The 25,757-nt window shown below is 42.1% G+C and carries 20 protein-coding genes; 13 read left to right on the forward strand and 7 right to left on the reverse strand.

Going from position 1 to position 25,757, the window contains the following annotated elements; translation table 11 throughout:
• Window positions 1-5 precede the first annotated feature (5 nt).
• On the forward strand, window positions 6-1,271 hold the full coding sequence (locus MKY11_RS03365) for a peptidase (RefSeq protein WP_342501846.1): 1,266 nt from the start codon (window positions 6-8) through the stop codon (window positions 1,269-1,271).
• Between the two features lie 227 nt (window positions 1,272-1,498).
• On the opposite strand, the gene MKY11_RS03370 is transcribed toward MKY11_RS03365, so the two are convergent.
• The gene (locus tag MKY11_RS03370) at window positions 1,499-1,720 is read right to left on the reverse strand and encodes a DUF2892 domain-containing protein (protein WP_008344274.1); all 222 of its coding nucleotides are present in this window, start codon (window positions 1,718-1,720) and stop codon (window positions 1,499-1,501) included.
• A gap of 125 nt (window positions 1,721-1,845) precedes the next feature.
• Here MKY11_RS03370 and MKY11_RS03375 point away from each other — a divergent pair, with 125 nt between their 5' ends.
• Together MKY11_RS03375 and MKY11_RS03380 are read left to right on the forward strand one after the other, a co-directional pair.
• Window positions 1,846-3,588 (forward strand): adenine deaminase C-terminal domain-containing protein, encoded by a 1,743-nt coding sequence (locus MKY11_RS03375; RefSeq protein WP_342501847.1) that lies wholly within the window; start codon window positions 1,846-1,848, stop codon window positions 3,586-3,588.
• Window positions 3,589-4,119: 531 nt separating this feature from the next.
• The gene (locus tag MKY11_RS03380) at window positions 4,120-4,434 is read left to right on the forward strand and encodes a YerC/YecD family TrpR-related protein (protein ID WP_007496879.1); all 315 of its coding nucleotides are present in this window, start codon (window positions 4,120-4,122) and stop codon (window positions 4,432-4,434) included.
• 79 nt (window positions 4,435-4,513) lie between these two features.
• Here the strand turns inward: MKY11_RS03380 and MKY11_RS03385 are convergent, their stop codons facing one another.
• Both MKY11_RS03385 and MKY11_RS03390 read right to left on the reverse strand, forming a co-directional pair.
• Complete coding sequence (locus MKY11_RS03385) at window positions 4,514-5,029, reverse strand: DUF3916 domain-containing protein (protein ID WP_045034428.1); 516 nt, start codon at window positions 5,027-5,029, stop codon at window positions 4,514-4,516.
• Window positions 5,030-5,122: 93 nt separating this feature from the next.
• Window positions 5,123-6,703 carry an FMN-binding glutamate synthase family protein gene (locus MKY11_RS03390; RefSeq protein WP_342501848.1) on the reverse strand — a complete coding sequence of 527 codons (1,581 nt, stop codon included), beginning with the start codon at window positions 6,701-6,703 and terminating at the stop codon, window positions 5,123-5,125.
• Between the two features lie 139 nt (window positions 6,704-6,842).
• Between MKY11_RS03390 and MKY11_RS03395 the strand changes: the two genes are divergently transcribed.
• On the forward strand, window positions 6,843-7,073 hold the full coding sequence (locus MKY11_RS03395) for a hypothetical protein (protein ID WP_017366762.1): 231 nt from the start codon (window positions 6,843-6,845) through the stop codon (window positions 7,071-7,073).
• Window positions 7,074-7,093: 20 nt separating this feature from the next.
• Here MKY11_RS03395 and MKY11_RS03400 read toward each other — a convergent pair whose 3' ends face one another.
• Entirely contained in the window at window positions 7,094-7,468 is a 375-nt protein-coding gene (locus MKY11_RS03400) for a DUF2283 domain-containing protein (protein ID WP_342501849.1), read from the reverse strand.
• Window positions 7,469-7,746: 278 nt separating this feature from the next.
• Here MKY11_RS03400 and MKY11_RS03405 point away from each other — a divergent pair, with 278 nt between their 5' ends.
• The 5 genes from MKY11_RS03405 (at window position 7,747) to MKY11_RS03425 (ending at window position 15,341) form a co-directional block, all read left to right on the forward strand.
• Complete coding sequence (locus MKY11_RS03405; RefSeq protein ID WP_008344257.1) at window positions 7,747-8,439, forward strand: heptaprenylglyceryl phosphate synthase; 693 nt, start codon at window positions 7,747-7,749, stop codon at window positions 8,437-8,439.
• Window positions 8,440-8,496: 57 nt separating this feature from the next.
• On the forward strand, window positions 8,497-10,719 hold the full coding sequence (gene pcrA, locus MKY11_RS03410; protein WP_274660855.1) for a DNA helicase PcrA: 2,223 nt from the start codon (window positions 8,497-8,499) through the stop codon (window positions 10,717-10,719).
• 44 nt (window positions 10,720-10,763) lie between these two features.
• On the forward strand, window positions 10,764-12,770 hold the full coding sequence (ligA, locus tag MKY11_RS03415; protein WP_274660854.1) for an NAD-dependent DNA ligase LigA: 2,007 nt from the start codon (window positions 10,764-10,766) through the stop codon (window positions 12,768-12,770).
• A 42-nt stretch (window positions 12,771-12,812) separates the two neighbouring features.
• Window positions 12,813-13,973: a CamS family sex pheromone protein gene (locus MKY11_RS03420; protein WP_231493313.1), complete on the forward strand. Its 1,161-nt coding sequence runs from the start codon at window positions 12,813-12,815 to the stop codon at window positions 13,971-13,973.
• 360 nt (window positions 13,974-14,333) lie between these two features.
• Window positions 14,334-15,341, forward strand: a complete 1,008-nt coding sequence (locus MKY11_RS03425) for a phosphotransferase (RefSeq protein ID WP_342501850.1) — start codon at window positions 14,334-14,336, stop codon at window positions 15,339-15,341.
• 44 nt (window positions 15,342-15,385) lie between these two features.
• Here MKY11_RS03425 and MKY11_RS03430 read toward each other — a convergent pair whose 3' ends face one another.
• Together MKY11_RS03430 and putP are read right to left on the reverse strand one after the other, a co-directional pair.
• Window positions 15,386-16,084 (reverse strand): MgtC/SapB family protein, encoded by a 699-nt coding sequence (locus MKY11_RS03430; protein ID WP_169476135.1) that lies wholly within the window; start codon window positions 16,082-16,084, stop codon window positions 15,386-15,388.
• A 162-nt stretch (window positions 16,085-16,246) separates the two neighbouring features.
• Window positions 16,247-17,728, reverse strand: a complete 1,482-nt coding sequence (gene putP, locus MKY11_RS03435; protein WP_061418249.1) for a sodium/proline symporter PutP — start codon at window positions 17,726-17,728, stop codon at window positions 16,247-16,249.
• A gap of 411 nt (window positions 17,729-18,139) precedes the next feature.
• On the opposite strand from putP, the gene gatC reads away from it, so the two are divergent.
• The 3 genes from gatC to gatB are packed head-to-tail and all read left to right on the forward strand — an operon-like array spanning window position 18,140 to window position 21,346.
• Window positions 18,140-18,430: an Asp-tRNA(Asn)/Glu-tRNA(Gln) amidotransferase subunit GatC gene (gene gatC, locus MKY11_RS03440; RefSeq protein ID WP_003213898.1), complete on the forward strand. Its 291-nt coding sequence runs from the start codon at window positions 18,140-18,142 to the stop codon at window positions 18,428-18,430.
• Window positions 18,431-18,444: 14 nt separating this feature from the next.
• On the forward strand, window positions 18,445-19,902 hold the full coding sequence (gene gatA, locus MKY11_RS03445; protein WP_007496857.1) for an Asp-tRNA(Asn)/Glu-tRNA(Gln) amidotransferase subunit GatA: 1,458 nt from the start codon (window positions 18,445-18,447) through the stop codon (window positions 19,900-19,902).
• A 13-nt stretch (window positions 19,903-19,915) separates the two neighbouring features.
• Window positions 19,916-21,346: an Asp-tRNA(Asn)/Glu-tRNA(Gln) amidotransferase subunit GatB gene (gatB, locus tag MKY11_RS03450; protein ID WP_007496855.1), complete on the forward strand. Its 1,431-nt coding sequence runs from the start codon at window positions 19,916-19,918 to the stop codon at window positions 21,344-21,346.
• A 182-nt stretch (window positions 21,347-21,528) separates the two neighbouring features.
• Here the strand turns inward: gatB and MKY11_RS03455 are convergent, their stop codons facing one another.
• Window positions 21,529-22,374: a TetR/AcrR family transcriptional regulator gene (locus tag MKY11_RS03455; protein ID WP_039168537.1), complete on the reverse strand. Its 846-nt coding sequence runs from the start codon at window positions 22,372-22,374 to the stop codon at window positions 21,529-21,531.
• 131 nt (window positions 22,375-22,505) lie between these two features.
• On the opposite strand from MKY11_RS03455, the gene MKY11_RS03460 reads away from it, so the two are divergent.
• Window positions 22,506-25,733, forward strand: a complete 3,228-nt coding sequence (locus tag MKY11_RS03460; RefSeq protein WP_335352125.1) for an efflux RND transporter permease subunit — start codon at window positions 22,506-22,508, stop codon at window positions 25,731-25,733.
• Window positions 25,734-25,757: the final 24 nt, after the last annotated feature.

The raw sequence follows: 25,757 nt of genomic DNA on the forward strand, positions 1-25,757 counted from the left end.
ACGACTTGCAGCCAATGACACGTATCAGAAACTGGATGAAAGAGCATCAGGATGAAGCCATTACGCTTCTTCAGCAAATGGTGCAATGTGACAGCACCCAAGGAAATGAAGAAGAGGTTCAGCAGATCGTGGCCAATAAACTGTCCGCCATTGGCTTTGATGTAGACGTTTGGGAAATTGGCGGCGATGAATTACTAGAGCATCCTTATTTTTATTCCCCACGCCGATCTTTTCAAGGGAGTCCCAACGTTGCTGGACGATTGAAAGGGAAAGGTGGTGGCAAATCGATTTTATTAAACGGGCACGTAGATGTGGTTCCGGCAGGAGATAAGAATCAATGGACATATCCGCCTTACAGCGGGCATATCATAAACGGGAGACTTTATGGACGCGGGGCAACAGATATGAAAGGTGGAAACGTTTCTTTACTCTTTGCGCTTGAGGCACTGCATGCGCTTCAGATTCCCCTGAAAGGAGATGTGGTGTTTCATAGTGTCGTCGAAGAGGAAAGCGGCGGAGCAGGCACACTTGCAGCAATATTGAAAGGGTACACAGCGGATGCTGCCATCATTCCAGAGCCAAGTCATATGAACATTTTTCCGCTTCAGCAAGGATCAAAGTGGTTCAGGCTGCATATTAAAGGAAGGGCAGCTCATGGCGGAACAAGGTATCACGGTGTTTCTGCTATTGAAAAGAGCACGGTGGTCCTTTCTCATATAGCGGCACTAGAAAAAGAAAGAAATCAGCGAGTGACGGAGCCTCTGTTTCAGCATATCCCGATTCCAATTCCAATCAACATTGGGAAAATTCAAGGCGGTGATTGGCCGTCCTCTGTCGCAGATCTTGTCACAATGGAAGGCAGGCTTGGTGTGATGCCAGGTGAGACAGTTGAGCAGGCAGAGAAGGAATTAGAAAATTGGATGACTGGACTCGCTGAAAAGGATGCTTGGTTTCAAGAACATCCTGTGGAGGTGGAGTGGTTTGGTGCTAGATGGCTTCCAGGGTCAATCGACTCTGATCACCCGCTTTTAGGTCTATTGAAGGAACAATATGAAGAGGTCATGCAGCACCCGCCAAAGGTGGAAGCCGCCCCTTGGGGGACAGACGGCGGATTACTGTCACAAGCAGCGGATATCCCAATCATTGTGTTTGGACCTGGAACGACAGTGCTTGCCCATTTCCCGAATGAATCCATTGAGATCAAACATGTGATTGAAGCAGCAGAAATCATTGCTGGTACGTTGGTCAAATGGTGCGAAGCAGCGGAATGATTCACACACAAAAAAAGAAGGCTGTCTACTCAGCCTTCTCCAGCGTGCAGATAAACCCTCGCATTCGTTGTCAGGTCTGTGCGCCGGTGCTCACGAATGTAACATTCGCTCCGCTCCGGTGCTCGCCCTTCCTAGACTTCAAAGGTTTTCATGTCACGCTGAAAGGAAGACAAAGGGCTAAAATAAAAATCATTTTAGCCCTTTGTCAACAATCTGACGAAGGCTGTCTACTCAGCCTTCTCTTTATGTGTATTCTGCTGTTCACACATATAGGTCACTGGACAAAAACGAAGAATACCAGAACCCAATTTTAATCCGCCGAGCATGATGCCAAAAAGCAGCATTTTACTCCATGGTTTTCGAGCATATAAGGATCCAGCTACAGTACATATCGTCATTCCGCAGGCAATTCTCATGAGCGCTTCCATTAAACCAAGATTAGGTTTCATTGCAAGTGATTCTCCTTTTTTAAATTATTTTAAGTGTGATTTCAAGAAATTGTAACGTTTCATTAATGCGTAACGTGGTTCGTTATGTTACGATAGGGCTAATACAAATGAAGGAGAGTATGTGAATGTCCGAACGTACTTTTAATTGGAGAAACAATGACATCCGCACACAAATCGATGTAGTCGACTCAAAAATAGTTCCAACACTCCTTTTAACGAATGGACTCGTGCTAAACCCGTTTTTGAAGCAATGGGTGAAGGCAAATATTTGGATACATGATGATCGAATTGTTTATGTCGGAGCAGAGCTTCCTCAAAATAAATCAGCTAAACGTGTGATTGATTGTGAAGGTAAATACATTGTGCCGGGGTATATTGAACCTCACGCGCATCCGTTCCATATTTATAATCCCCAATCACTTGCAGAATATGTGTCTCAATTTGGCACAACAACGATGGTCAGCGATAACTTATTTCTTCTTTTGCAAAGCAACGAAAAGAAAGCGCTTTCCACTCTGTGTGAATTAAAAAAGCAGCCATTTCAGTACTTCTGGTGGTCCAGATACGATCTTCAAACCGAGGTCAGGTATGAAGATGAGATGCTTCCTATTAACTATCGGAAAGAATGGATTGATCATCCCGACGTCCTTCAAGGCGGCGAATTAACGAGCTGGCCAAGATTAATGGACGGTGATGATCTCATTTTATATTGCATGCAAGAAACGAAGAAGCAGAGAAAACGAATTGAAGGGCATTTCCCTGGGGCTTCTGAGAAAACGCTAACAAAAATGAAGCTGTTTGGAGCGGACAGTGATCATGAAGCAATGAATGCAGACGATGTGCTCAAACGCTTGTCTCTAGGTTATCATGTGTCCTTACGTCATTCTTCCATCCGCCCAGATTTAGTGAACATTTTAAGGGAATTGCATGAGCGTGACTTTAGGCACTACGATCACTTTTTCTATACAACAGATGGATCAGCGCCTCACTTTTATGAAGAAGGCATGATCAATCGTCTCATTTCCATTGCCCTTGAAGAAGGCGTGCCTACTATTGATGCGTACAATATGGCGACTTTTAACATTGCGAAATACTATCAAATTGATGACTTATTAGGGGTGGTCGGTCCTGGCCGATTGGCTTCTGTGAATATTTTAGATGATCCGATGAATCCAAATCCAGAAACGGTGATTTCTAAAGGGGTAATCCTGAAATTAGAGGGGGAGAACCAGCATCAATTCCAAGAGACAAAATGGGAAAATGGCGGGCTTGAACCATTAGATTTAAGCTATGACCTGACGATGAGTGACTTGCAATTCTCAATGCCGCTTGGTGTCAAAATGCGCAATGCTGTCATCATGGAGCCTTATACAGTGGAGATTGATAACTCTGTCAACCAGCTGTCCTGTGACCATGATCAAAGCTTCTTCAGTTTGATTGATCGAAAAGGCGAGTGGCGCGTGAACACAATGTTAAAAGGATTTGCAAACAAGGTGCAAGGATTTGTCAGCTCATTTTCAACCACTGGTGACATTTTAGTGATTGGGAAAAATAAAGATGATATGATGCTTGCTCATAAGCGAATGAAAGAAATTGGCGGAGGAATCGTGCTCACAGAAAACGGAAAGATTTTGCATGAAATCCCGCTGCAATTATCAGGCTGTGCATCAGCTGAACCGTTTGAAACGGTTCTACAGCAGGAGCAAACGTTACGCGAGCTACTCATTGAGCGAGGGTATCCATTTGACTGCCCGATTGATACACTTGTCTTTTTCCAAAGCACACACTTGCCGTATATTCGAGTGACACCAAGAGGAATATTTGATGTCATGAAAAAAACTGTACTCTTTCCGTCTATAATGCGTTAAAATATAACAGAGTGGAGCTGTATCATATTTGCTAGATTTCTGACCGCTGTTATAGGGCAGGAGTGAGCAAGAGATCTCTTCACTGCTAGATATGGTGACAAAGCATAGGGCTTTGACATGACGAATGAAGTGCCCAATTGTAAAATGAATCTGTCGGTTACGCTGGCCGACCAACATATTTTGAATAATTAAGCAAGGCGGGGCGCAGGTTTGTCGTCTCGCCAAGCTTTCTACACATACTGTTTTTTAGGGAAAGACTTAACAGAGCAGAAGTGTTCTAGATATCGGAGGCAAACAAGTTTGTCAGATTGTCGCACAAGGAATATGACAAAACTTGTCGAATTTGTTTACGATAAAGAAGCTTCGGCTTACGAAAGAACCTGATGGCATTTTCAGCGTAGAACCAAACCTGTCATGATTCGTTCAAAGCTCATTGCTGAGGTTGAAAAAAATGAGTCAGGAAAGATACCGCTTTCTCGGAAAAGTCAGTGCGGAGCGGTGTGCCAATAGTAAAGGAGAAGATGTATAAAGATGCAAATTGATAAATTAAGGGGCAAAAGCTTAGATCAGCTATTCAACTCCATCTTATCCCTTAAAGACCTGGAAGAATGTTATCGATTTTTTGATGATTTGTGCACCATCAATGAAATCCAATCTTTATCACAGCGTCTTGAAGTAGCGCGTATGCTTCGCGAGGGAAATACGTATCATAAAATTGAGACGGAGACAGGTGCAAGCACTGCAACCATCTCACGAGTCAAACGCTGCTTGAACTACGGAAATGATGCCTATACGATGGCACTTGACCGTGTAGCAGAGCAACAAGCAACGGACGAAACAAAATAAAGCAGCTTTCACTGCAGACATTCTTTATGATTTGTCGTTTTGAAGTTGAACAAATAGAGCCATTTCAGTTGAAATGGCTCTATTTGATATCATCAAGTTCTCCCATAAACCATCGTTCACCTTCATAGGACACTTCATCGTCATCAGTGATCACTTCCTTAAAACCGATGGTTCGCATATTTTGCGCAACAGATAAATCCCATTCTTTTTGAATATTTCTCTGATCAGAAAGGGGAAGCCATGTCTGATACTCATCTTGTCTGTTGAAGAAATCTTTCACATAAGAATCCCCTTTAAACACAATGATTTGTGAATGCCATAATCCAGGCAGATCGACTGCGACCACGACACGATATATGTCCCCGTCGTTTGGTTTCAAATCAATGAGATGCTCAGCTCTATTCAATAGAGTTTGAATGCATAGACGTTTGATCTTTTTCGGTGTTCTGTTGGAAGTCATAAAATCATAAGCCGCTGGTAGAGGCAGGTGCCAGTAGTCAGAAACATTCTCCGGAAACGACTGCGTATTTGCGTTCATTTCTTTTATGATCTGTTGAGTCTTTCGTTTCATACCGCGGACCTTTTTTTCACGCATACTCTTTCTCCTTATCAAAGATCTATTAAGTTCTTTATACGTGATTGAGCAAGAATGTCAACGAAAAAAGGTGCGGAAACGCACCTTTTTAAGCTAGACAGACTGCTCTGTGCCTGAGAACATAGGGACTTCACTTGTCTGGCCGTTTTCTTGTCTAAAAATAATATGTTTTTCGTTAAAATGAATAGGTGATTCAATTCCAGCTGCTGCGCATAAATTAAACAAACCTTCTCTAAGGGACAGGATATAATTGCAGACGCGGTATTTCTTTTCTTCAATGGATAAACCTTTTTGCAGCTTTGGATCTGTGGTGGCAACCCCAACAGGGCATTTATTCGTGTGGCATACTTGCGCGCGAATACAGCCAACCGAGAACATCAAGCCCCGTGCGATATTCACAAAATCTGCTCCCATGGAAAGGGCAATTGCAATTTTATCAGGAGAGAGAAGTTTACCAGACGCAAACAGCTTAAGTTGATCTCGAACCCCATATTTCTTCAAAATTTGATGGACCATCGGCAGTGCGGTGAAAATGGGTAGGCCTGCGGAATCAGCCAGTTCATGAAAGGAAGCACCTGTGCCACCTTCTCCGCCATCCACTGTAATGAAATCAGGATGTTTTCCGCTTTTTTTCATATAGAGAGCAAGCTCCTCGATATCTTCTTTATGTCCAACAACTAGCTTGATTCCAACTGGTTTTCCGCCGATGTTTCGCAGTTGTTCAATAAAATCAAGCATGTCAGGAATGGAGTGAAACATCTCGAACCGGTTCGGACTGTCAATGGATTGGTGGGGCGGCAATTTACGGATTTGGGCAATTTCTTCTGTGACTTTTTCACCGTCAATGTGTCCCCCGCGTGTTTTTGCTCCTTGTGCTAGCTTGAGTTCAAAGGCTTTGACTTCCTCGTGCTCGCTTTTTTTCTTAAACTCTTCAAAGGAAAAAGCGCCATCCTCTGTTCTCACGCCAAATAGACCAGGCCCAATCTGGCATATAATATCAGCTCCGCCTTTGAGGTGATAGGGAGAAAGCCCGCCTTCACCTGTGTTCATCCACGTACCGCCAGCCATCTTTAATCCTGAGGATAATGCTGTAATGGCCCTGTCGCCTAAAGATCCGTAGCTCATGGCTGACTGACCAATCAGACCTTTTACATGGAAAGGCTTTTGACATGTGTGCTCGCCTATCACTTGTACATCGTCTTGATGGAGGTAGTAAGGTTTTGCTTCGACCTCTTTGGTATGTTCACTTCTTCTCAGTAAATTGTCTTGATCGATCTGATACACTTTTGTTTGGATTTTTTCAGATTGATCGATGCGTAACTCATCTCGCTGCTTTGGAAATAGGACGTTGCGAATATAGTAACCAGGCTTGTCAAAATCACGTTTTGATCCAAAGCCCATTGTCCGGCTTTTGTACTTCCCAGACATGACAGCTTGCTCGTATTCTCTTCTTGAGAAAGGAAGCTCCTCTCGATCATTTAGAAACAGATATTGACGAAGCTCAGGTCCTATTTTTTCAAAAATAAACCGTAGCTTTCCAATGACCGGATAATTTCGTAGGACAGAATGCTCTTCCTGTTTTTCATCTCGCATCCAAATCCAGATGAATAAAATGATTGGTATGATGAAAAAAATCACTAATAATGCGCCAATGACAATGAAAGTTGTTGTCACGAAAATCCCCTCTTTTCTCTATCATTACTGTTGTTATTCCACTTTTCATTGAAAGAGAAACCACTTCAACAGATTGTGACGTTTAGAAATGAAAAGGCGGGGTAACTTACAAATAAGATCATAAGGGGAGGGAACATACATGAATAAGCGTCCGAATGCGTATGTACTTGCAGGATTAGGGGTTGGTGGTGCAGTGTTATTAGCAGTGAAAAATAAACAGCATCTCAAAAAATGGGCAAGCATGTTCCGATCAGATGAAAAGGTTCCTGAAAAAGCTGGTCACCCTGATCCGTTAGATATTCAAGACAACAAGATGGTCGATGAAGGGGCCATGACATCCGTCCATTATTTTAATGAAGTGAGACAATAGCTTTAAAAAACCGTTTTGAATCAATCAAAACGGTTTTTTCTTGTCTTTCTTTTGACATGATATCTAAGAGGATCGACAATGGTAAAACCAATCAGTCCATTGTGATCAGGCGTTGAGAATTGAAATTCAATGCCCGATAAATGATAGGTTGAGAGAACTTCCTGATCCGTAAAACGTAACGAAAGCTCGTCCTCATAAACGGGTGTGTGCTTCAACACATTGGCTTCTTCTGCAAATAACTCCAGCCCAGCCACTCGGCCCTCTTTGTCGATGTCTACGTTCACACATTCATTCACGTCTAATTCAATGGTTTCTTTGATTGTCCCGATTCGAGGCGGGATGAGATAGATGTATCCGATGTCGATCGTTTGATCATATGTGATGGTTCTTTTCAAATCATTCACCTGCTTGGTCGATAGTCAAATGTTCCTTTCATGTATAATATCATGTGATGAGATGAAGCCTCATTTCAGTTCAGCATCCATCTATTGATCTCCCTCAGCTCCTCTTGAAGTGGAGCTTTTCATATAGTCTCCATTCACCTCGCCTAAAGTGAAAATCGACTATTTTCAAAAGAATGAAACTTTTAGCTGAAGGAGGTTACCCATTTTTTGCGGTGTCTGATTTTGTTATAATATTTAAATGGAATGAAACGAATGGAGGAACGTTTTTCATGTATGATGTTACCGAGTGGAAGCATGTCTTTAAACTCGATCCAAATAAAGAGATTTCCGATGAACAACTTGAAGCGATTTGTGAATCCGGTACGGATGCCATTTTGATTGGCGGCAGTGACAACGTGACAGAAGACAACGTGCTGCAACTGATGTCAAAGGTGCGCCGCTTTCTTGTGCCATGTGTTCTTGAAATCTCGACACATGAGATGATTGTGCCTGGCTTTGACCTGTATTTTATCCCCACTGTGTTAAACAGCGCTCATCCTGATTGGATTGTTGGTCTGCATAAGGATGCGATGAAGGAATACGGTGATTTGATGTCAATGGAAGAGATTGTGCCGGAAGGATATGTCATCTTAAACGAAGAGTGTAAAGCGGCTAAGCTGACAGAGGCAAATACGGCGCTGGATATAGATGACGTAAGGGCATATGCGAGAGTGGCAGAGCACTTGATGAAACTGCCCATCTTTTACTTAGAATACAGCGGGACGCTTGGAGACATAGAGCTTGTGAAAGAAACCAAAGCAGTGCTACATGAAACGGTTCTATTTTATGGCGGCGGTATTGAAAGCGAAGAGCAGGCGAAAGACTTTGCACAGCATGCAGACGTTGTCGTAGTGGGAAACGTCATTTATGACAATTTTAAAGAAGCGTTAAAGACAGTCGACGCAGTGAAAAAGTCATCATAGTCAAACAAGACGAAACGGGTTAAAATAGAACATAAGTTCGAATTGGCGGTGAATGAAATGAATGAAATATCGAATCATCTATTAGAAGGGCTGAATGACGCACAGAAAGAAGCGGTCAAAGCAACAGATGGGCCGCTGCTACTGATGGCAGGAGCAGGTAGTGGAAAAACACGAGTGCTCACGCATCGAATTGCGTATTTAATGGCAGAAAAGCATGTGGCACCGTGGAATATTTTAGCGATTACCTTTACAAATAAAGCAGCAAGAGAAATGCGTGAGCGTGTACAAGCGATTTTAGGGCCTGGTGCGGATGACATTTGGATCTCTACGTTCCACAGCATGTGTGTGCGCATTTTACGACGCGATATTGACCGTATTGGTGTGAATCGCAACTTTTCTATATTAGACACATCTGATCAGCTTTCAGTCATTAAAAACATTTTAAAAGAACGAAATATCGATCCTAAAAAGTTTGATCCACGTAGCATTTTAGGTTCAATCAGTAGTGCAAAAAACGAACTCATTGACGCAGAGGAATACGCTAAAACTGCTGGTGATTTCTATGATCAAGTGGTCAGCGACGTCTACACAGATTATCAAAAACGATTACTCAAAAACCAATCACTCGATTTTGATGATCTTATTATGATGACGATTCGTCTGTTTGAGCGGATTCCTGAAGTATTAGAACACTATCAGCGAAAATTTCAATACATTCATGTCGATGAGTATCAGGATACAAACAGAGCGCAGTACATGCTTGTGAAATTGCTAGCTCAGCGTTTTCAAAATATATGTGTGGTCGGTGACTCGGATCAGTCTATCTATCGCTGGCGTGGAGCGGATATTACAAACATTCTTTCCTTTGAAAAAGATTATCCGTCCAGTGAAGTAATTTTGCTTGAGCAAAATTACAGATCGACTAAACGTATTCTGAATGCCGCAAACACGGTCATTCAAAACAATTCAAACCGTAAGCCAAAAAACCTTTGGACAGAAAATGACGAAGGAGCGAAGATTGCCTATTACCGTGCAGATAATGAATTCGGTGAAGGACAATTTGTTGCTGGAAAGATTCATCAGCTGCATCAGAGCGGCAAGCGTAAATTATCCGATTTTGCGATTCTTTATCGGACCAATGCGCAGTCTCGTGTCATAGAGGAAACATTATTGAAGTCAAACATTCAATACAACATTGTCGGCGGCACGAAGTTCTATGATAGAAAAGAGATCAAGGACATTTTGGCGTACTTACGCCTAGTAGCTAACCCAGATGATGACATTAGCTTTGCACGAATTGTGAACGTACCAAAGCGCGGAATCGGTGCAACTTCTGTTGATAAGATTGCGGCATATGCGGAGATGAATGACCTGTCTATGTTTGAAGCACTTGCTCAGGTAGATTTCATTGGACTCAGTGCAAGGGCAGCCAATGCGCTTGATGAATTCAAACAGCTCATTGATCAAATGACAAATATGCAGGATTATTTATCTGTTACAGAATTAACAGAAGAAATCCTAGAGAAAACAGGCTATCGTGAAGCACTGAAGGTAGAAAAAACAATTGAAGCACAAAGCCGTCTAGAAAATATTGACGAGTTTCTCTCTGTGACTAAGAACTTTGAAGAACAAAATGAAGACAAGTCCCTTGTGACCTTCCTGACAGACCTCGCCCTTGTCGCAGATATCGATAAGCTGGATGAAAATGAGGAAGAAAATCAGGATGCGGTCATTTTAATGACGCTTCACGCAGCAAAAGGACTTGAATTCCCTGTTGTGTTCTTAATGGGAATGGAAGAAGGCGTCTTCCCGCACAGCCGTTCATTAATGGAAGATGCCGAGATGGAAGAAGAGCGCCGTCTCGCTTACGTGGGGATCACACGGGCCGAAGAAGAGCTTTATTTATCAAGTGCGAAGATGAGAACGTTATTCGGCCGGACGAACATGAATCTGGAATCACGATTTATCAGAGAAATACCAGCTGATTTATTGGACAACCTAAATGAGAAAAAAGAAACGAAAACACCATTTGGCCAAACGAGAGAAAGACCGCAAAGACGAGGGCCTGTCTCACGTCCCCAAACGCAAACCATTCAAAACACAGGCGGCGGCAGCATTGGCTGGGCTGTCGGTGATAAAGCCGCTCATAAAAAATGGGGCGTTGGCACGGTTGTGAGTGTAAAAGGTAGTGGGGATAGTACAGAGCTTGATATTGCCTTCCCAAGCCCTACAGGCATTAAGCGTCTCCTTGCCGCATTTGCGCCAATCGAAAAGCAATAAACTGATAGGACTGACAAAACGGATGAAGTGAAAGGAAGAAGCAGATGGATAAAGAAGCAGCGAAACGCCGGATTGAGGAACTACACCAGATTTTGAATCAATACAACTACGAATATCACACACTGGATCGTCCAAGTGTTCCTGACGCTGAATATGATGCGCGGATGCGTGAGCTGATCTCTCTGGAGGAAGAATACCCTGATTTAAAAGCAGCGGATTCACCCTCGCAAAGAGTAGGAGGTGCTGTTTTAGACGCCTTCCAAAAAGTACGTCACGGTACACCGATGCTCAGTCTCGGCAATGCGTTTCATGAACAGGACCTTCTTGATTTTGACCGCCGGGTTCGTCAGGCAGTCGGTGACGACGTCGCTTACAATGTCGAGCTGAAAATTGACGGACTCGCTGTTTCTCTCCGTTATGAAAATGGCGTGTTTGTCCGGGGGGCCACACGGGGTGATGGGACAACAGGTGAGGATATTACCGAGAACCTCAAAACCATTCGTTCCATCCCGCTCAAAATCAATCGGCCTCTGTCGATTGAAGTGAGAGGCGAGGCATTTATGCCAAAACCTTCTTTTGAAGCCCTTAACGAAAAAAGATTACAAAACGAAGAAGAGCCGTTTGCGAACCCGCGTAATGCGGCTGCTGGCTCACTTCGTCAGCTCGATACGAAAATTGCAGCGAAACGAAACCTTGATATCTTCGTCTACAGTATAGCGGAGCTTGATGAAATTGGTGTTAATACGCAAAGCGCAGGACTTGATCTTCTCGATGAGCTTGGCTTTAAAACGAACAAAGAAAGACGGCTGTGCCAAACCATTGAAGAAGTGATCGACCTCATTGAAACACTGAAAACAAAGCGTGCTGATTTCTCATACGAAATCGATGGCATTGTTATTAAAGTCAATTCATTGGCTCAGCAAGAAGAACTAGGCTTCACAGCAAAAAGTCCACGCTGGGCTGTTGCGTACAAATTTCCGGCCGAAGAAGTCGTGACGAAGCTGATTGATATTGAACTAAGTGTGGGGCGTACTGGCGTCATCACCCCAACAGCGATTCTTGAGCCTGTAAAAGTGGCAGGGACGACAGTGCAACGTGCATCTCTTCATAATGAAGATTTAATCAAAGAGAAGGATATCCGCCTTTTTGATCAAGTGATTGTCAAAAAAGCGGGCGATATTATCCCAGAGGTTGCAGGGGTCCTTGTTGATCAGCGAACAGGAGAAGAAAAGCCGTTTCACATGCCGACTGAATGTCCAGAGTGTCAAAGTGAGCTGGTCAGAATTGAAGGAGAAGTGGCGCTTCGGTGCATCAATCCACAATGCCCCGCTCAAATACGTGAAGGACTCATTCACTTTGTGTCTCGTAATGCGATGAATATTGATGGGCTAGGCGAGCGAGTTATTACACAACTTTTCAAAGAACAGCTTGTCTCTCGTGTATCAGACCTTTACCGTTTAACAAAAGAAGAGTTGATTCAGCTAGAACGAATGGGCGAAAAATCAGTCGATAATTTACTGCGTTCGATCGAGCAATCGAAAGAAAACTCTCTTGAACGTTTATTATTTGGACTTGGTATTCGATTTATTGGTTCTAAAGCAGCGAAGACGTTGGCCATGCACTTTGAGGATATCGATCAGTTAAAACAAGCAACGAAAGAACAATTACTTGAAGTAGATGAAATTGGTGAAAAAATGGCCGATGCAGTTGTCACGTACTTTGAGAAAGAAGAAATACTAGATCTGCTAAATGAACTAAAAGAACTTGGGGTCAATATGACCTACACAGGGCCAAAACCGGTGAAAGTAGAAGAAAGTGATTCCTACTTTGCAGGAAAAACGATTGTGCTGACGGGGAAATTAGAAGAAATGTCTCGTAATGATGCAAAGGCAGCGATCGAAGCATTAGGCGGCAAGTTAGCAGGTAGTGTAAGTAAAAAAACAGACTTAGTCATTGCCGGCGAAGCAGCTGGAAGTAAGCTGACAAAGGCAGAAGAACTCAATATTGAAATTTGGGACGAAGCCAAAATGCTCGAGGAGCTAAAGAAATAAGAGGAGTGTTTTCTATTGAAAAAGTTGCTATTGCTGCTGACAATGCTCACACTGGTATTGTCAGCGTGTGCACCTTTTGGGGGAAAGGATGAGGAAGAGGTCACACAAAAAACGGATGAAACGAAAGAAACAGCGATCATCCCAATGTACAACATCTCTGATTCCTATTACAAAATGGTGCTGCCGTTTAAACAAGGAGCGGCAAGAGGACTAACAGCAGAGCGTCTCAATACACGCTTAGACATTGATGAATTTGAAACAGGACTCATGCGCCTGGCAACAGAATCATTCAATACAAACGACTATCTGTTCCAAGAAGGACAGCATTTAGATGAAGATACTGTTCTCAGCTGGCTTGCCCGTAAAAAAACAGGCAGTGATCTGAAAAAAGCTGAAAAAGAAGACAAAGACTTTAAGAACTTAGGTTTAAACCCTGCTCTTCCAAACTCAGGTTCAACAAAGTCAAAAAATGAAAATAGTCCAATCTACTTAGCTTCCATGCTAGAACATAATTACTTAATCAGAAAAGATAAAAATAGCTTACAGCTTGGCGGGGTTGTCATCGGTCTTGCGCTTAACTCTGTCTATTATTATCGCGAAAATATCGGGGATCCTCAGCAAGAGGTGACCATCGATTCATCGAAGAATTCAAAGAAACTTTTAGCAGAGGGCGAAAAAATTGCGGAACAAGTCATTAAACGAATTCGTCAAATGGACGGACTGCAAAAAGTCCCAGTCATGATTGCTCTTTATAAACAAGCACCAAAATCATCTATTGTTCCAGGAAACTTCATCGCTAAAACCGATGTAAAAGCAGGATCAGCTGATATTGGCAGTTGGGATACGATTAAAGAAGAGAATGTCTTCTTTCCTTCTGATAATGCCAAGAGCAGCTACAAAGATGATTCAGAGCGATTTGACCGCTTCAAGACAAAGGTAGAAGACTACTTCCCGAATTACACAGGTGTGGTAGGCAAAGGTTTCTATAAAAACGGGAACTTGCAAAAAATGAAAGTGGAAATTCCAATGCAATTCTACGGAAAAACAGAAGTCGTGGCATTTACGCAATACTTAACAGGTGAAGTCATGGATTACTATAAGAGCACCAATATAGAAATCAACATCACCTCTTCTGATCAGCAAGAAGCCCTCATCACAAAAAATGCTGAAGACAAAGAACCAACGGTTCATATATATGACTAAATAAAAACCGCCTTTTGGCGGTTTTTAGCGTGTAGACAAACCCTCGCATTCTTTGTCAGTCCTGCGTGCTGGTGCTCACGAATGTGAAATTCGCTCCGCGCCAGTACTCGTCCTTCCTAGACTTCAAAGGTTTTCTATCACGCTGAAAAGAAGACAAAGGGCTAAAATCAAGTTCAATTTCGCCCTTTGTCAACCATCTGAAAACCGCCTTTTGGCGGTTTTTTATTTCTAATTAGAGGAATTTTTCAACTTTTGTCAAAGTATGTGAAGAAACCAAAAGGAAAGGCAGGTATGTTGATGCTCGTATAAATGCTGATTACCGTCATGTATAAGTAAAAAGACGATAAAAGGAGAATCAGCATGCATAAAGAAGTAAAAGCACGATACGATGAACAAATGGTCTTAAAGAAAGCGGCTCTACTCTATCATTTTCAGCCAGAACAGGTCACATTTCTAGCCGATGCAGAAAATTATGTGTATGAATATACGGATGAAAAAGGGTCAAGTTATATATTGAAAATTACCCATACCATTCGCCGCTCAAGCACATATATTCTAGGAGAAATGGACTGGATTCGGTATTTATCTCAACATGGAATCTCAGTAGCTAAACCGGTTTTATCCGCAAGAGGAAAAGATGTTGAAGCGATTCCCGATCAAGCAGGAGGCGCTTTTTTGCTGAGAGTGTACGAAAAGGCGCCCGGCAGAAAAGTGACCGAAGCAGATTGGAATGGACTGTTGTTTCAAGCGTTAGGAGCCTATACTGGGCGTATGCATCAAACGACTAAGCAATATCAAGTGAAAGATCCTCGCTATAAGCGTCAAGAGTGGTATGAGGAGGAGCAATTAAAGCTTGAAACGTATATTCCTTCTGATCAAACGGTTGTGTTGCAGAGAAAAGATGAACTGATGCAAAAGCTTCACCAGCTCCGAATATCCAAGGATGTCTATGGACTGGTGCATGCGGATTTACATCACGGGAACTTCCATTATCATCAGGGAGAAATCATTGCATTTGATTTTGATGATTGTGGGTATCACTGGTTTATCAACGATATGAGCATTTTGCTATACAACGTTCTTTGGTATCCGGTGATTCCGTATGAGGATAAAGCTGAATTTACGGGTGAATTTATGAGCCATTTTCTCAAAGGCTATCGACAGGAGAATGAGCTTGATGACGCATGGCTGGCGACAATACCAGATTTCCTTATGCTGCGTCATATGCTTATTTATGGGCTTTTACATCAAGCATTTGATCTCCGAACACTAAGCGCTGAAGAAAGTGCCATGCTGGCGCGTTTTCGAAAGGAGATTGAGGACAAAACCCCAATTACGCCTTTTGACTTTCATCAGCTAACAACATAAATAGAAAGCCCCTTGCTGTTTCACATAGCAAGGGGCTTTTTATCCTAAACCGTATCACACTTCACACCAACAACGCCTTCTAAATCTTTAATATCAAAGTACACATCGGTTGTATAGCGGTCTTTATGTACGCGAACACGTACTTCCATGATCGGATAGTCTTTTTCCTTTAAATCATCAATACGTACAGAATGAATGCGAATATTGAGTGCTTTCATTTCTTTTAAAATCTCTGTCATGCGGTTTCGATCAGAAAGTGACATTCTGATGCGGATTTCTTTTTCCTGTAAGCGAATGGGTCCAATTCGCTGGAAGAGCCAAGGTAAAAATTCCACACTGACGAGAATAAAGAAAAGACTGAGGAAGGCTTCTTTATAAAAACCTGCACCTGTTGCAACCCCAAGTCCTGCTGCTCCCCAAATCATCGCAGATGTCGTAAGACCTGAGATGACGTCATTGCTTTTGCGAAGAATCACACCTGCTCCAATAAAACCAACACCAGATATAATTTGCGCCGGTAACCTGAGTGGGTCCATTTGAAGCTTAGAGACTCGAGGGAAATTGTAGGCTGCATCAATGCTGATGATGGTTAATACGCAGGAGCTGACAGCAATGACAATACACGTTTTCAGCCCAAGCGGCTTTTTCTTAAGTTCGCGTTCAAGACCGATGATCAAACCGATTAAGGTGGCAACGGCTAATTTTAAGACCGTATCCCATTCAATTGTCCAAAACATGCGTATCGCTCCTTTCACTTCATGTACGTTTCACATCATGTATATGATCTTCTCACAGCCCATATGGCTGCACAACTTCTATTTTATTCAGAAACGGGAGAAAGAAAAGCATTTTATTTAAAAATAAAGAGAGTCATCCGCATAATGCAGATGACTCCTCATGTCTAGTTATTTTGTTTCTTCTTCGAGATGGTCTTCCATTTTGCTAAATAGCTTTTTAGAAGCTTTAGACGGTTTATTTGTTAAGAGGCTGACAATAATAGCAGTCAAACCACTTAAAATAAATCCAGGAACCATTTCGTACAATCCAGTCGTGTTGTTTAAGCCTGTTGAAATCCAAACGAGAACGACAACAGCCCCAACAATCATTCCGGCTAAAGCGCCATGATGATTCATTCGTTTCCAGTATAGACATAACAAGATGACTGGACCGAATGAAGATCCAAATCCAGCCCAAGCATAACCGACAAGGTCAAGAATAGTATCACTTGGGTTTAGAGAGAGACAAATGGCAACAATCGCTACGACTAGTACAGAGATACGTCCAATCATCACAAGTTCTTTGTCAGAGGCTTTTCTTCTAAAGAATGTACGGTATAAATCCTCTGTCATCGCACTTGCAGTGACAAGCAGCTGAGAAGAAATTGAACTCATAATTGCAGCTAAAATGGCAGAAAGTAAAAATCCAGTAATATATGGATGGAATAACACTTTAGAAAACACAATAAAGATGGTTTCTGGGTCTGCCAAAGTGGTGCTTGTTTCATGAACATACGCCACGCCGACTAAACCGACAGATAGTGAACCAATGACAGACACAATCATCCAGCTCATACCGATACGACGTGCTGGCTTTAAATCTTTTACAGTCGTAATCGCCATAAAGCGAACAATAATGTGCGGCTGTCCAAAGTAACCGAGTCCCCAAGCGAGGAAGGAAATAATGCCAATGACGCTCGTTCCTCTAAAAATATCAAGCAATTTAGGGTCAATCTGTTGAATATCATTGAATGTGGCAACAGGTCCACCTAATTGAGTAAAGGCAACGATCGGCACGAGCACTAATGCTAAAAACATAATAGCTCCTTGAACAAAATCAGTTAAACTAACTGCCAAAAAGCCGCCGAATAGTGTGTACAAAATGACAATACTAGAAGTTAAGATTAAGCCAAACATATAATGAGCACCAAACGCTGATTCAAATAAGCGTCCGCCTGATACCATACCTGATGAGGTGTAAAGCGTAAAGAAAATCATAATGATGACAGCTGAGACAGCTTTCAATAAAGTAGATGAGTCTTTAAACCGTTTGTCAAAAAAGTCTGGAATGGTAATCGCATCATCAGCAACTTCTGTATACGATCTCAATCGTGGTGCTAGGAATAGATAGTTTAAGTAAGCCCCACTAATTAAACCAACAGCAAGCCATCCAGATGAAAGACCGGTTGTATACATAGCGCCTGGAAGCCCCATCAGCATCCACCCACTCATATCAGCTGCACCAGCAGATAGAGCCGTTACATAAGGACCTAACCCGCGTCCGCCTAACATATAATCATTCAAGTCATTTGTTTTTCTGAATGCATACCAGCCAATGGCAAGCATTCCAATAAAATAAATAGATAGAGAAATTACAATCTCAATACTCATGTTTCCATATCACCTTTTTCGTATTAATTTGACATCACCTCAATCAAAATATACAAAGAACAGCCTATTGAACTGTCTGCTCACTGCTATGGTTACTTAACCTATCAGAGTATTCCCAAGTGATCAACCTTCTTAAACATCCTCATCAGACAAAAAAATACGTGTATGCGTGATAAGCGTCTATATGTAAGCGTTTACTCAATTAAATAAAAGAAAAAATTTTCTGAAAAATAAAAAGTCACCTTGATGAATATTTTAGACAATGACTGCACCACAATGGCATATTAGTGGACAAAGCCTTTCTGGGCGACCTCGTAAAGTTGCTTTAGAACAGTAAAATTTGATATGATAAAGTGTATATGACTTATGATCATGACCACGAACACGTATCATTTTTGGAGGTGAACCTGCATGTCAAGAATTTCAATAGAAGAAGTAAAGCATGTTGCGCATTTGGCACGGCTTGCAATTACAGAAGAAGAAGCTGAGATGTTTACAGAACAGCTTGATAGCATCATTTCATTTGCAGAGCAGTTAAACGAGGTAGATACGGAAAACGTTGAACCAACAACACACGTATTAAAAATGAAAAACGTCATGAGAGAAGATGTTCCGAATAAAGGTCTTTCCATTGAGGCAGTCATCAAAAACGCGCCTGATCATAAAGACGGCTATATTCGTGTGCCATCAATTTTGGACTAAAGGAGGCCTGAGGCATGTCACTGTTTGACCACAAAATTTCTGAATTAAAAGAGCTTTTACATAAAAAGGAACTGTCTGTTTCGGATTTAGTGGACGAGTCTTATAAACGAATCCATGAAGTAGACGGGAAAGTACAAGCATTCCTAGCGCTGGACGAAGAGAAAGCACGTGCGTACGCAAAGGAATTGGACGAGGCCGTTGGTGAAAAGGACGAGCTTGGTCTATTGTTCGGTATGCCGATCGGTGTCAAAGATAACATCGTGACGAAAGATTTACGGACAACGGCATCAAGTAAAATCTTGCAAAACTTCGATCCTATTTACGATGCAACCGTTGTGAACCGCTTAAGAGAAGCGGAAGCTGTCACAATCGGTAAATTAAACATGGACGAATTTGCGATGGGATCTTCTACGGAGAACTCAGGCTTCAAAGCAACGAAAAACCCGTGGAATTTAAATACAGTTCCAGGTGGGTCAAGTGGTGGCTCAGCAGCATCTGTTGCAGCTGGAGAAGTACCATTCTCTCTTGGATCAGATACAGGCGGCTCCATTCGCCAGCCGGCATCATTCTGTGGTGTTGTGGGTCTTAAACCAACGTATGGCCGTGTATCTAGATACGGTTTAATCGCATTTGCTTCATCATTAGATCAAATTGGGCCGATTACGCGTAATGTTGAGGACAACGCATATGTTCTTCAAGCGATTTCTGGTGTTGATCAAATGGACGCAACGAGTGCAAATGTCGATGTCCCAGATTTTCTTTCTTCATTAACTGGCGACATCAAAGGCTTGAAAATCGCTGTACCAAAAGAATATCTTGGCGAAGGTGTTGGCGAAGAAGCAAAAGAGTCTGTTCTTCAAGCGTTGAAAGTATTAGAAGGGCTTGGTGCAACATGGGAAGAAGTGTCTCTTCCGCATTCTAAATATGCGCTTGCGACTTACTACTTGCTTTCATCTTCAGAAGCATCTGCAAACCTTGCGCGTTTTGACGGTATTCGCTATGGCTACCGTACAGACAATGCAGACAACCTGATTGATTTATATAAAAATACCCGTTCTGAAGGCTTTGGAGACGAAGTCAAACGCCGCATCATGCTTGGCACATTCGCTCTAAGCTCAGGATATTACGATGCATACTATAAAAAGGCACAAAAAGTCCGTACGCTGATCAAAAAAGACTTTGAAGATGTTTTCGAAAAGTATGATGTCATTGTAGGACCAACAACACCAACTCCGGCATTTAACATTGGTGAAAAGACAAGCGATCCACTCACAATGTATGCAAACGATATTTTAACGATCCCTGTTAACCTTGCAGGCGTTCCAGGAATCAGTGTGCCTTGTGGATTTGCAAATGGTCTTCCGTTAGGACTGCAAATCATCGGTAAACACTTTGATGAAGGAACGGTTTACCGCGTGGCTCACGCTTTCGAACAAGCAACAGATCATCATAAAGCAAAACCTGAACTGTAAGGGGTGAATCAGAATGAACTTTGAAACGGTAATTGGACTTGAAGTCCACGTAGAGCTCAAAACACAATCAAAAATTTTCTCAAGCTCACCGACGCCTTTTGGTGCGGCTGCCAATACGCAAACAAGTGTCATCGATCTTGGTTATCCTGGCGTACTGCCTGTGCTGAACAAAGAAGCGGTGAACTTTGCGATGAAAGCAGCAATGGCACTGAACTGTGAGATTGCAACTGATACAAAATTTGACCGTAAAAACTATTTCTATCCTGATAACCCAAAGGCGTATCAAATTTCTCAATTTGATAAACCGATCGGTGAAAACGGCTGGATTGAAATTGAAGTAGACGGCAAAACAAAACGAATTGGTATTACACGTCTTCATTTGGAAGAGGATGCAGGAAAACTGACGCACACAGGCGACGGTTATTCACTCGTCGATTTCAACCGTCAAGGCACACCGCTTGTTGAAATCGTATCTGAGCCAGACATTCGTACGCCAGAAGAAGCGTATGCTTACTTAGAAAAATTAAAATCCATTATTCAATATACAGGCGTCTCTGACTGTAAGATGGAAGAAGGCTCACTTCGTTGTGATGCCAACATTTCTCTTCGTCCGATCGGCCGTGAAGAGTTTGGAACGAAAACAGAGCTGAAGAACTTAAACTCATTTGCTTTCGTCCAAAAAGGTCTTGAGTTCGAAGAAAAACGCCAAGAGCAAGTATTGCTTTCTGGCGGCTTGATCGAACAAGAAACTCGCCGCTATGACGAAGCGTCTAAAAAGACGATCCTCATGCGTGTCAAAGAAGGTTCTGATGATTACCGCTACTTCCCAGAACCAGATTTAGTGGAGCTGTATATTGATGACGAGTGGAAAGAACGCGTAAGAGCATCCATTCCAGAGCTTCCAGACGAGCGCCGCAAACGCTACATTGATGAACTTGGACTTCCTGCATATGACGCAATGGTACTGACGCTGACAAAAGAAATGTCTGATTTCTTTGAAGCGACCATTTCAGAAGGTGCTGAAGCGAAGCAAGCATCAAACTGGCTCATGGGTGAAGTATCTGCCTACTTGAACTCGGCTCAAAAAGAGCTGGAAGATACGAAGCTAACGCCGCAAGGACTGGCTGGTATGATCAAGCTTATCGAAAAAGGAACGATTTCTTCTAAGATTGCCAAAAAGGTATTCAAAGAACTTATCGAAAATGGGGGCGACGCAGAAACAATCGTCAAAGAAAAAGGACTTGTCCAAATTTCTGACGAAGGTGCCCTGCTCAAACTTGTCACAGAAGCACTTGATAACAACCCGCAATCCATTGAAGACTTCAAAAATGGAAAAGACCGCGCAATTGGTTTCTTAGTCGGACAAATCATGAAAGCATCGAAGGGCCAAGCAAACCCGCCGATGGTCAACAAGATTCTTCTTGAAGAAATCAAAAAACGATAAATCGCAAAAACCGCCTCATGGAAGAGGCGGTTTTTTTGTTGATGGATATGACAGGGTCTTATCACAGATTCAGACCACCGCCGTATATCAATTCATTGGTTCTTTTTTTATAATGAAGCATAAGCTTTAGCACATATTCGAAGGGGATAAAGGTGAACTAAAGTGAACATCGCCACGTATTGTCATTGGAGGAATAGCTTCAATTGTTCCACAGCTCTTTGGACAGCGGAGTCCTCACACGTTTCTAAATTTGTCAGCATCCCTTGAATGACCGGCTTGCGAGGCTCAGCTTTGGCCAATTCTTCTTCAATAACTTCAATGGATACAAGGGTATCATCCGAAAGCAGATGCTCAGATTTTAACAATCGAAGCTCTTCTTGAAGAGTAGCGGCATTTGGCGCTTCATCATCCCAAATGTTTTGCTTCAGAATCGGCTTCGCATGAGAACGGAGAAGCCCATGCACCAAATCATCAAATCGGTCGAGAATAAAGGATGAGAGCTCATCACATGATAATTGCATCTGATCTTGCAAAAGCAGTACCTGCACATAAGATTGGATAATTCCTTGAATCATGACTGACAGGTCAGTTATATATGGTTCGATCTCCTGTCCATACGTGGTCAAAATAGAAATTTGGATTTCATCATTCATCTGTTTTTTAACCGTTTTGGAATACTTTTTAATTTGCTGGTTTTCCGGAATAATGTTCTCGCTGAGGATCAAAATGATAAAATCCTTGTTCTCAGCAAAGTGCTGGAACTGTTCAGCGATTTGTTTCTGAAAGATATCTCTAGGCGCAAGATGTTGATTTTCTTTTCGGATCTTTTCAATACTTTGCATAGACGTGTCGATATAATATTCAAACGCTCTGTTGAAAAGCTGTTCTTTTGATTTGAAATGCAAATAAAATGCACCTTTAGAAATTCCGCATTCATCTGCAATTTCCTGAATGGTCGTAGAAGAAAAACCTTTTTTCGCAAACAACTGAATGCTTGCTTTAATGATCTTTTCTTTTTTTTCGTTCATGAAATAAGGCCCCTTCAGCTTTAGAATGTTACGTCAAACGCAAGTGAAATGGTTGACGGCATTGTATATCACCGTTTATTATGATATAGAATGACCAGTCAGTCAATACATAAAGGAAAATGGAGGACATAATGAATTCGATCATCAATTTTGTATTAAAGAACAAGTTCGCTGTATGGCTCATGACGATTATCGTAACAGTTGCTGGTCTATATGCCGGATTGAATATGAAACAAGAATCAATCCCAAATATCAACACTCCAGTCATTACGGTTTCTACAACGTATCCTGGCGCAACGCCGGACGAAGTATCAGATAAGGTGACAGATCCAATTGAGAAGTCGATACAAAATCTCAATGGGGTGAATGTGGTCACTTCTAATTCTTTTGAAAATGCCTCATCGATTCAAATCGAGTACGATTACAATAAAGATATGGATGAAGCAAAGAAGGAAATTGAAGATGCCATTAGCAATATCAATTTCCCAGAAAATGCAGAAAAACCAAAAATCGCACGTTTTAGCATCAATGCGATTCCAATCTTAGCTCTTAGTGTCTCTGGTGATAAAGAATCATTACAAGACCTGACACAAAAAGTGGAAAATGACCTTATTCCTTCTCTTCAAGGCTTAGATGGTGTCTCTTCTGTCGAAGCTTCTGGACAACAAATCAAAGAAGTAGAATTTTCTTTTAAACAAAAGAAATTAAAGGAATATGGTTTAGATGAAGAAACTGTCCAAAACATGATTAAAGGCTCTGATGTCAATGTACCTTTAGGGTTATACACATTTGGCAACAAGCAAAAATCAGTCGTAGTGGATGGCAATATTTTAAGTGTTAAAGATTTGAAAAACATGCGAATTCCTGTTACACCAAGTGCAAGCGGCGGTGCGGGAAGCGCAGGAGCTGGGGCGTCTTCTAGCGGCTCAGGAAATGCAGGAGCTCAAGGTGCTGATCAACAGGCTGGAAGTGCAAGTCAGCAGCAGGCAGCAGCAGCTCAGCAGCAAACTGGTGCAGGTGCAGCAAGCGGTCAATCGGTAGAGCTGCCGACGATCAAACTTTCTGAGATTGCAGATATTAAAGTCGTGAAAGATGCAGAATCGATTTCTAGAACGAACGGAAAAGACAGTATCGGTCTGCAAATTGTCAAAGGCTCTGATGCCAACACAGTGAGTGTAGCAGAAGCAGTCACAAAAGAACTTGAAACATTCAAAAAAGACAATAAAGGAATCAAAGTCAGCACGACATATGATCAAGCAGAGCCGATTAAAGAATCTGTCAGCACAATGCTGAACAAGGCGATCATCGGAGCAATCTTTGCGATCATTATCATCATGTTGTTCCTTCGAGATATCAAATCAACATTAATTTCGGTCATCTCTATTCCGTTATCCCTGTTGATTGCTGTTTTATTATTAAATCAGCTAGATATCACATTAAATATCATGACACTTGGTGCCATGACAGTCGCCATTGGACGTGTTGTCGATGACTCGATTGTCGTCATAGAAAACATCTATCGACGAATGGCGTTAAAAGATGAACCGTTAAAAGGCAAAGCACTCGTTAGAGAAGCAACAAAAGAAATGTTTATTCCGATTATGTCTTCGACGATTGTCACAATTGCGGTATTCTTGCCATTAGCGCTAGTGGGTGGAATGATTGGTGAACTATTCATCCCATTTGCATTAACCATTGTGTTTGCTCTAATGGCTTCACTACTTGTCGCCATTACAATCGTTCCAATGATGGCTCACAGCCTATTTAAAAAGAACCTGTACGGCAAAGCGAAAAAGGTAAAAGAACACAAACCAAGCAAACTTGCTGGTGGTTATAGACGTGTACTCAATTGGACATTGAACCATAAATGGATCACGTCAGGAATTGCGATTCTGATGCTGATCGGAAGCTTATTTCTCGCACCACTTGTCGGTGTCAGCTTCTTACCACAGGAAGCAGAAAAAACGGCAATGGTGACATACACGCCAGAGCCTGGACAAACAAGAGAACAAGCCATTGCTGAAACGAAAAAGGCAGAAGATTACTTAATGAAACGTGATCATGTCAATACGGTTCAATATTCATTAGGCTCTTCAAATGCGCTGACAGCAAGTGTTGGTGGAAACTCTAACGGTGCATTATTCTTCGTACAATACGACGAGGACACACCGAACTTTGATAAAGAAAAAGATCGTGTGGTTAAAGCCCTTCAAGACAAAACGTCTAAAGGGGAATGGAAATCACAAGACTTCTCATCTGCTGGCGCAAGCAATACAGTGACGTACTATGTGTACGGTGACAAAGCAAGTGATATTGAAGGCACAGTCAAAGATGTCGAGAACATTTTAAAAGATGAGAAGAACTTGAAAAACGTCAGCACAAGCTTATCTGAGAAATATGACGAATATACGTTTAATGCAGATCAAGAAAAACTGGCGAAACTAGGCTTGACCGCTTCACAAATCGCACAGGCGATCGCTCCTCAAAGTAATGAAACAACGTTGACGAAAGTAACAGAGGACGGCAAAGAACTAGATGTGAAGCTTCAAACGGAAAAAGATGAATACAAGAGTAAAAAAGATCTAGAGAATAAAAAGATCACAACACCAACAGGACAACAAGTCCGAATTGGCGATGTGGTGAAAGTGAAAGATGGCACAACAGCAAACACTGTGACAAAGCGTGATGGGAAGATTTACGCTGAAGTATCTGGTGACATGACAACAGACGACGTATCAAGTGTGACACAAGATGTCCAGAAGAAAGTTGACAAGCTTGATTTAAAATCTGGCGTTACGATTGATACAGGCGGTGTAAGTGCGGATATTGAGGAATCCTTTACACAGCTAGGACTCGCAATGCTTGCAGCGATTGCTATTGTATACCTCGTTCTCGTCATTACATTTGGCGGAGGTCTTGCACCATTTGCGATTCTGTTCTCACTTCCATTTACGATTATTGGGGCACTCGTTGGATTGTTTGTAGCGAAAGAAACCATCAGTTTAAATGCCATGATTGGATTGCTGATGCTGATCGGAATCGTTGTAACAAATGCCATTGTCTTGATTGACCGAGTGATTCATAAAGAAAAAGAAGGACTTTCAACAAGAGAAGCCTTACTTGAAGCAGGTACAACAAGATTACGCCCAATTTTAATGACGGCACTTGCGACAATTGGTGCATTGCTGCCACTCGCATTAGGTTTTGAAGGCGGAAGTCAGATCGTATCAAAAGGGCTTGGCGTCACCGTTATTGGCGGTTTAACAAGTTCTACACTTCTCACATTGGTCATCGTGCCAATCGTGTATGAAATCTTAAGCAAGTTTAGACGTAAGAAAAAGTACGCTGAAGAAGAGTAAGAGGAAGCCCCGCTAATAAGCGGG

It is taken from the genome of Bacillus sp. FSL W7-1085, assembly GCF_038595035.1.
Taxonomy (GTDB): domain Bacteria; phylum Bacillota; class Bacilli; order Bacillales; family Bacillaceae; genus Bacillus; species Bacillus altitudinis.

What these genes read in the sequence shown, in the direction of transcription:
- MKY11_RS03455 (WP_039168537.1), bottom strand. Translation starts at nt 22,374, where the DNA reads ATGAACGAAAAAAAAGAAAAGATCATTAAAGCAAGCATTCAGTTGTTT.
- putP (WP_061418249.1), bottom strand. Translation starts at nt 17,728, where the DNA reads ATGAGTATTGAGATTGTAATTTCTCTATCTATTTATTTTATTGGAATG.
- gatA (WP_007496857.1), top strand. Translation starts at nt 18,445, where the DNA reads ATGTCACTGTTTGACCACAAAATTTCTGAATTAAAAGAGCTTTTACAT.
- MKY11_RS03380 (WP_007496879.1), top strand. Translation starts at nt 4,120, where the DNA reads ATGCAAATTGATAAATTAAGGGGCAAAAGCTTAGATCAGCTATTCAAC.
- MKY11_RS03395 (WP_017366762.1), top strand. Translation starts at nt 6,843, where the DNA reads ATGAATAAGCGTCCGAATGCGTATGTACTTGCAGGATTAGGGGTTGGT.
- MKY11_RS03425 (WP_342501850.1), top strand. Translation starts at nt 14,334, where the DNA reads ATGCATAAAGAAGTAAAAGCACGATACGATGAACAAATGGTCTTAAAG.
- pcrA (WP_274660855.1), top strand. Translation starts at nt 8,497, where the DNA reads ATGAATGAAATATCGAATCATCTATTAGAAGGGCTGAATGACGCACAG.
- MKY11_RS03460 (WP_335352125.1), top strand. Translation starts at nt 22,506, where the DNA reads ATGAATTCGATCATCAATTTTGTATTAAAGAACAAGTTCGCTGTATGG.
- MKY11_RS03370 (WP_008344274.1), bottom strand. Translation starts at nt 1,720, where the DNA reads ATGAAACCTAATCTTGGTTTAATGGAAGCGCTCATGAGAATTGCCTGC.
- MKY11_RS03385 (WP_045034428.1), bottom strand. Translation starts at nt 5,029, where the DNA reads ATGCGTGAAAAAAAGGTCCGCGGTATGAAACGAAAGACTCAACAGATC.
- gatC (WP_003213898.1), top strand. Translation starts at nt 18,140, where the DNA reads ATGTCAAGAATTTCAATAGAAGAAGTAAAGCATGTTGCGCATTTGGCA.
- ligA (WP_274660854.1), top strand. Translation starts at nt 10,764, where the DNA reads ATGGATAAAGAAGCAGCGAAACGCCGGATTGAGGAACTACACCAGATT.
- MKY11_RS03405 (WP_008344257.1), top strand. Translation starts at nt 7,747, where the DNA reads ATGTATGATGTTACCGAGTGGAAGCATGTCTTTAAACTCGATCCAAAT.
- gatB (WP_007496855.1), top strand. Translation starts at nt 19,916, where the DNA reads ATGAACTTTGAAACGGTAATTGGACTTGAAGTCCACGTAGAGCTCAAA.
- MKY11_RS03420 (WP_231493313.1), top strand. Translation starts at nt 12,813, where the DNA reads ATGCTCACACTGGTATTGTCAGCGTGTGCACCTTTTGGGGGAAAGGAT.
- MKY11_RS03375 (WP_342501847.1), top strand. Translation starts at nt 1,846, where the DNA reads ATGTCCGAACGTACTTTTAATTGGAGAAACAATGACATCCGCACACAA.